A 6,151-nucleotide genomic window follows, 5' to 3' on the forward strand; every position below is an offset into this window, starting at 1 on the left:
GACATCATGGCCAGCCCGGCCGATTGGAACCTGATCTCCGTCGCCGTCCTGCTCTTCGTGACCTTGCAGCGCGGGGCGGAACTGCTCATCGCCCGCCGCAACACCGAGCGGATGCTGGCCAGGGGCGCGGTGGAGGCCTCGCCCGAACATTATCCGGCGATCGTCGCCGTCCACGCGGCATGGCTGATCGGTTTGTGGCTGCTGGCTCCCGCCCGCGAGCCGAGCCTGTTCCTGATCGCCGTCTACGCCCTTTTGCAGATCGCCCGCTTCTGGGTGCTGGCGACGCTCGGCGAGCGCTGGACGACGCGCATCATCGTGCTGCCCGGCGCGCCGCTCACCCGCACCGGACCCTACCGCTTCGTCTCCCACCCCAATTATTGCGTCGTGGCGGCGGAGATTTTGATTCTGCCTTGCGCATTCGGCCTTTACGGCTTTGCGCTAGTGTTCACGGCATTGAACGCCGCCGTGCTCTTCATCCGCATCCGGGCCGAGGACCGGGCGCTCAGCTCGTAGCCACCCAAGGGAATCCCGCCGCCTATGTCCATGCGCACAGCGACCTTCGGCCCGGAGCCTTCGCTCGCGACCTGGGCGGGTTTTGCCGCGATGTGCACCGGCATGTTCATGGCGGTGCTCGACATCCAGGTCGTCGCCTCCTCGCTGCCGACCATCCAGGAAGAGCTCGGCATCCGCCCGGACCAGATGAGCTGGGTGCAGACCAGTTATCTGATCGCCGAAATCGTCGCCATTCCGCTCACCGGGCTGCTGACCCGCGCCCTCACCATGCGCCGGCTCTCGGTCATCACCATCGCCGCCTTTACGGTGGCCTCGATCGGTTGCGCCTTGAGCGGGTCGTTCGAGACGCTCATCATGTGGCGGGTGATCCAGGGGCTCGCAGGCGGTTTGCTGATCCCGCAGGTCTTCGCCGCCGGCTTCGCCCTCTTCCCCGGACGCGGGCAGTCCACCGCGACGGCGGTCGCCGGGGTGCTCGCGGTGCTGGCGCCGACGCTCGGCCCCATCATCGGCGGCTGGATCACCGGCACCTATAGCTGGCCATGGCTGTTCCTGATCAATGTCCTGCCGGGCATTGCCGCCGCCATCACGGCCTATCTGCTGCTGCCGCGCGAAAGAGGCGAGGTCGTGCTGTTGCGCGGCCTCGACGTCTGGGGCCTGCTCGCCATGGTCACGGCGCTCGCCTGTCTCGAAATCGGGCTGAAGCAGGCGCCGCATTCCGGCTGGGTCTCCTTCGACGTGCTGTCGCTGTTCACGGCGGCGATCTGGTTCGGCTGGCTGTTCGTGCAGCACTCGCTCAGCATCGAAGCCCCGCTCGTCGATCTGCGCACCTTTGCCGACCGGCGTTTCGCGCTCGGCGCGCTTTTGAGTTTCCTGCTCGGCATGAGCCTTTACGGCATGGTCTATCTGATGCCGGTGTTCCTCGCCTTCGTGCGCGGCCATGACGCCTGGGACATCGGCCAGGTGATGATCGTGACGGGCGTCGCGCAATTGCTGATGGCGCCGCTCGTCGTCTCGGCCGAGCGCAAGGTCGATGCCCGGCTCTTGACGGTCGCCGGCTTCACGCTGCTCGCCGTCGGCCTCGCCATGAGCATGTCGCAGAGCCGCGCCACCGATTATGACGAGATGTTCGTGCCGCAACTGGTGCGCGGCGCGGCGATCATGCTGTGCCTGCTGCCGCCGATCCGCGTGGCGCTCGCCCATCTGCCGCCGGATGAGGTCGCCAATGCCAGCGGGCTGTTCAACCTGATGCGCAATCTCGGCGGCGCCATCGGCCTCGCTTTGATCGACACGGTGATCTATGGCCGCGCGCCGATGATCGGCGAACAGCTCCGGCAAGCGCTGGAGCGCGGCGATGTCGCGGCGGCCAAGGCGGTCGGACTGCCGATGGAGAGGTTCCTGGCGCATGTGCCCGGGACGCCGCTCGATCCGAGCGTTGCCGGCTATGTCCGCGCGGCGGTGGAGCGGCAGGCGATGGTCCAGGCCATCAACGAGGCCTGGGCGATCATGGCCACGCTGACGCTGATCGGCGTGCTGCTCGTGCTGGCAAGCCTGCTGCGGGCGCCAAGGCGCGCCGCCCTCGACCGACGCCCGATGGCACGCAGGCTGGTCCAGGAGCCGCCCCGGCAGAGGCTGCGCCGCTGATCGTCCGCGGGGCGGATTTCCACGCATGCCTTCTTCCCCATGTCATCTTGCGATGGCAGGCTGGCGCGCGCGGCGGCATGCCGTGGCTTTAAGGGGAGATTCTTATGCGCATGTCTGGTGGTTTCCTGATCCTCGGCGCGCTCGCCGCCGGGATGCATCTGCTGGCGCCGCCGGCCTTTGCCCAGCAGCCGGACAATATCCAGCTCGGGCCGCGCCCGTTCTTTCTGGTCGACCGGCTCGATGACGGCCCACTCAAGGAGAAGCTGAAATCCTGCGCCAACGGCCCGTTCCGGCGCACCGCTTTCTCCATCGGCCATCGCGGCGCGGCCATGCAATTCCCCGAGCATACCGAGGAATCCTATCGCGCCGGCGCGCGGATGGGGGCCGGCATCGTCGAATGCGACGTGACCTTCACCAAGGATAAGCAGCTCGTCTGCCGCCATTCGCAATGCGACCTGCACACGACCACCAATATTCTCGGCATTCCCGATCTGGCGGCGAAATGCACGCAGCCCTTCACGCCGGCCGATCCGTCGGCGAAGAAGGAGGCCAGCGCCAAATGCTGCACCAGCGACCTGACGCTCGCCGAATTCCGCCGGCTGAAGGGCAAGATGGACGCTTTCGACAAGAACGCGACGACGCCCGAAGCCTATATGGGCGGCACCGCGAGCTGGCGCACCGACCTCTATGCCGCGTCCGGCGGCAAGCTGATGACGCACGCCGAAAGCATAAAATTGTTCCAGTCTCTCGGCGTCAAATTCACGCCCGAGCTGAAGGCGGCGAGCGTGCCGATGCCTTTCGACGGCGATTTCACCCAGGCCGCCTACGCGCAGAAGATGATCGATGAGTACAAGGCGGCGGGCATCGATCCGAAAGACGTCTTCCCGCAATCCTTCAATCTGGAGGATGTCCGCTACTGGATCGCCAATGCGCCGGAATTCGGCAAGCAGGGCGTCTATCTCGACGAGCGCGACGAGACGCTGCCCGGCTTCGATCCGCTCAAGCCCGAGAGCTGGAAGCCCGGCATGAAGGACCTCGCCGCCTCGGGCGTAAAAATCATCGCCCCGCCGCTCTGGATGCTGGTAACGCTCGACGAGGCCAAGAAGATCGTGCCCTCGCCCTATGCCAAGGCAGCAAAGGAGGCGGGGCTGGAGATCATCGCCTGGACGCTCGAGCGGTCGGGTCCGCTGAAGGATGGCGGCGGCTGGTACTACCAGTCCATCAAGCCCGCCGTCAGCAGCGACGGCGACATGCTGAAGCTGCTCGACGTGCTGGCCAAGGATGTCGGCATTCGCGGAATTTTCTCCGATTGGCCGGCAACTGTCACCTATTACGCGAATTGCATGGGGCTCGAGTAACCATTCGGTTCGCCAGGCGCGAATTCCGATAGGTGAAATTGCGTAGTTCGAAATTGCGGCCGGCGGCATTTCTGGATATTTTGTACAAATGCCGTCGGCTGAACTATAGATTTTTATGCGTTTTTTTATGGATGTTGAGGGAGGGCGCCGGTATGGGCGGGATGACGCGGCGGGAATGGGTATTGAGCGCGGCGGCAACGGCGGCGGCGTTCGGCTTGACCGGGCGCATGGCGGTCAGCGCGCCGGTCCAGCCGCCCGAACGGCGCCAGCAGACCCCCGAACCCAAGCCCGGCATCCACCGCTATAAGGTCGGCGCGGCGGAGTGCATCGCGCTCTATGACGGCGTCTGGGAAAAGGTGCATGACCCGGCGTTCTTCCAGAATGCCAGCGTCGAGGAGACCAAGCAGGCGCTGGCGGCGGCGGGCCTGCGGAGCGATTTCGTGCCGATCCCGATCGTGGCGCTGGTGGTCAAGATCAACGGCAAGCTGGTGCTCTGCGATGCCGGCGGCGGCGGCCAGGTGCAGGCTTTCAATCCCAATTCGGTGTTCGTCTCGGGCAAGCTGTTCGCCAATCTCAGGGCGGCGGAGATCGACCCGGCCAAGATCGAGACCATTTTGATCTCGCATTTCCACCCCGACCACATCTTTGGCCTGCTCGGCCGCAAGACCAACAAGCCGGTCTTCCCAAATGCCGAGATCATCGTTCCCGCCGCCGAATATAAATGGTGGACCGATCCCTCGCTGATCGGCCGCCTGCCGAAAGCGCGCCAGCCGCTCGCCCGACGCATCCAGTCGGTAATCCCGAAATGGAAGAACGTGCTGCCCGTCGACGGCGAGGACGAGGTCGTGCCCGGCATCCGCTTCGTCAAGGCGCCGGGGCATACGGCCGGCCATACGGTGTTCCACCTGACCTCGGGCAAGGACCAGTTGCTGATCTCGAACGATACCGCCTATGTGCCCGCTTTGGTCGCCGAGCATCCCGGCTGGCATGGCGCCTATGACCAGGACGCGGCCATGGCGGAACAGACGCGGCGAAAGCTGCTGGAATGGACCGTCGGCAGCGATATGATGATCTGCGGCACGCATTTTCCCTGGCCCGGGGTCGGCAGGATTTCCAGGGACGGTGCCGGCTACGCTTTCAACCTGTGACGGCTTGAGGGCGCGGCCGCAATAAACAGTCCACCGGAGAAACGGTGATGAAGACGCATTACGATGTGCTCGGCATTTCGCGGGACGCGGATGACGCCGCCATCAAGGCGGCCTATCGCCGTGTGGTCAAGGCGCACCATCCGGACCTGCATGAAGGCGCCGCCGAAGCGGAGCGGGCCAGCAAGCGGATCATCGCGGCTTACGCCGTGCTGAAGGACCCGGAACAGCGCGCACGTTATGACACGCTGCTGCAAAAGCGGCAGCGGCGCTCCCGGCGATTCGCCGCGACGGCGCTCGGCAGCACGGCGGTCGTCAGCGTGACGGCGCTGCTGTTGCTGAACATGCTGCTGAAGCCGGATGACGCCTCGCATCGCGCGGGAGCCGTTGCGCCGCCTCCGCAGGATCTCGCCGCCGCGCCCGCCGAGGCCGTTCCGCAGGCGGCGCCGGACCGCGACATCGTCACCGGCTCCTTGCCGGATGCCCAGGCCGATGCCGGCCCGGTCGAGGCCGCCGTGATGATGGTGCTGCCGCATCCCGCCGACGCCGAGGACGGCATCGCGCCCGTCTCGGTCGAGCCCGGCCGCGAGTTGCCGCAGCTTCTGCTCGCGCTGGCGAGCGGCGGCCGCGCCATGGGTAGCTCAGCCGCCGCCGATGCCGCCGCGCCGGTCGAATACGCCACCGCGCAAAGCTACCTAAACAGCGCCGCCGCCTGGATCGGCCGGGGCGATCTCGACCGGGCGCTCGCCGATTACGACGCCGCCCTCCGGCTCGACGCCGGCAACGTCGCCGCCTTTCACGGGCGGGGCGTGCTGCTCTGGCGGCGCGGCGAGGTCGAACGCGCGCTGGTCGATCTCGACAAGGCGATCCGCTCCAGCTTTTCCGATCCCAAGATCTACGTGCATCGCGGCCTGATCTGGCGGGCGCGCGGCAATTACGACCGGGCGATCGCCGATTTCAACCAGGCGGTGAAGCTCGACCCGGACTTCGCCAGCGCCTATGCCCATCGCGGCGAGGCGCTGCGCCGCAAGGGCGATTTCAAGAACGCCATCGCCGATTTCAACGAGGCGCTGCGGCTCAACCCCAATATTGACGGCGCCGACCGCAAGCGCGAACTCGCCGAGGAAGGCCGCCGCGACGCTGCGGACGAGATCACCGACGCCTCGCGCTGAGCCGCCCCGGGTGCTGCGATTTCCGGGCGCGCGCGGCTCTCTCTCTCTATCCCTCTGCCTCTCAAGCGGCCGCAGCTTTCTTCCCCTCTCCCATGGGGAGAGGGTGGCGCCACGAAGCGTGCCGGGTGAGGGGGTAATGCCTATCCGTGTGGCAATGCCCGTCATACCGATAGGTATTACCCCCTCACCCCAGCCCTCTCCCCATGAAGACCTTTGCAAAACTTCGATTCCTTCGCCCCGGCCGTTAGAGCCGGGGCCCACTCGCTTCTCCACTTGCCGCAGCAATAGCGGAAATATGATTGGGTCCCGGCTCGGCCTGACG

Annotated in this window: 5 protein-coding genes; all 5 read left to right on the forward strand. The window is 66.2% G+C overall.

The genetic code is table 11. The features are described from left to right. Positions 1-6: 6 nt before the first annotated feature. The 5 genes from BLEFHOIH_RS16345 to BLEFHOIH_RS16365 all read left to right on the forward strand — a co-directional run bounded on the left by BLEFHOIH_RS16345 (position 7) and on the right by BLEFHOIH_RS16365 (position 5,829). Positions 7-513 (forward strand): isoprenylcysteine carboxylmethyltransferase family protein, encoded by a 507-nt coding sequence (locus BLEFHOIH_RS16345; protein WP_088347083.1) that lies wholly within the window; start codon positions 7-9, stop codon positions 511-513. 24 nt (positions 514-537) lie between these two features. Next, positions 538-2,154, forward strand: a complete 1,617-nt coding sequence (locus BLEFHOIH_RS16350; protein ID WP_088347084.1) for a DHA2 family efflux MFS transporter permease subunit — start codon at positions 538-540, stop codon at positions 2,152-2,154. A 152-nt stretch (positions 2,155-2,306) separates the two neighbouring features. Then, the gene (locus BLEFHOIH_RS16355) at positions 2,307-3,512 is read left to right on the forward strand and encodes a glycerophosphodiester phosphodiesterase family protein (RefSeq protein WP_245297046.1); all 1,206 of its coding nucleotides are present in this window, start codon (positions 2,307-2,309) and stop codon (positions 3,510-3,512) included. A gap of 152 nt (positions 3,513-3,664) precedes the next feature. Beyond that, on the forward strand, positions 3,665-4,660 hold the full coding sequence (locus BLEFHOIH_RS16360) for an MBL fold metallo-hydrolase (protein WP_088347085.1): 996 nt from the start codon (positions 3,665-3,667) through the stop codon (positions 4,658-4,660). Positions 4,661-4,707: 47 nt separating this feature from the next. Further along, the gene (locus tag BLEFHOIH_RS16365; protein ID WP_088347086.1) at positions 4,708-5,829 is read left to right on the forward strand and encodes a J domain-containing protein; all 1,122 of its coding nucleotides are present in this window, start codon (positions 4,708-4,710) and stop codon (positions 5,827-5,829) included. The last annotated feature ends 322 nt before the right edge of the window (positions 5,830-6,151 follow it).

The organism is Rhodomicrobium sp. R_RK_3 (genome assembly GCF_002198715.1).
Taxonomy (GTDB): Bacteria; Pseudomonadota; Alphaproteobacteria; order Rhizobiales; family Rhodomicrobiaceae; genus R-RK-3.

What these genes read in the sequence shown, in the direction of transcription:
- BLEFHOIH_RS16365 (WP_088347086.1), top strand. Translation starts at nt 4,708, where the DNA reads ATGAAGACGCATTACGATGTGCTCGGCATTTCGCGGGACGCGGATGAC.
- BLEFHOIH_RS16360 (WP_088347085.1), top strand. Translation starts at nt 3,665, where the DNA reads ATGGGCGGGATGACGCGGCGGGAATGGGTATTGAGCGCGGCGGCAACG.
- BLEFHOIH_RS16355 (WP_245297046.1), top strand. Translation starts at nt 2,307, where the DNA reads ATGCATCTGCTGGCGCCGCCGGCCTTTGCCCAGCAGCCGGACAATATC.
- BLEFHOIH_RS16345 (WP_088347083.1), top strand. Translation starts at nt 7, where the DNA reads ATGGCCAGCCCGGCCGATTGGAACCTGATCTCCGTCGCCGTCCTGCTC.
- BLEFHOIH_RS16350 (WP_088347084.1), top strand. Translation starts at nt 538, where the DNA reads ATGTCCATGCGCACAGCGACCTTCGGCCCGGAGCCTTCGCTCGCGACC.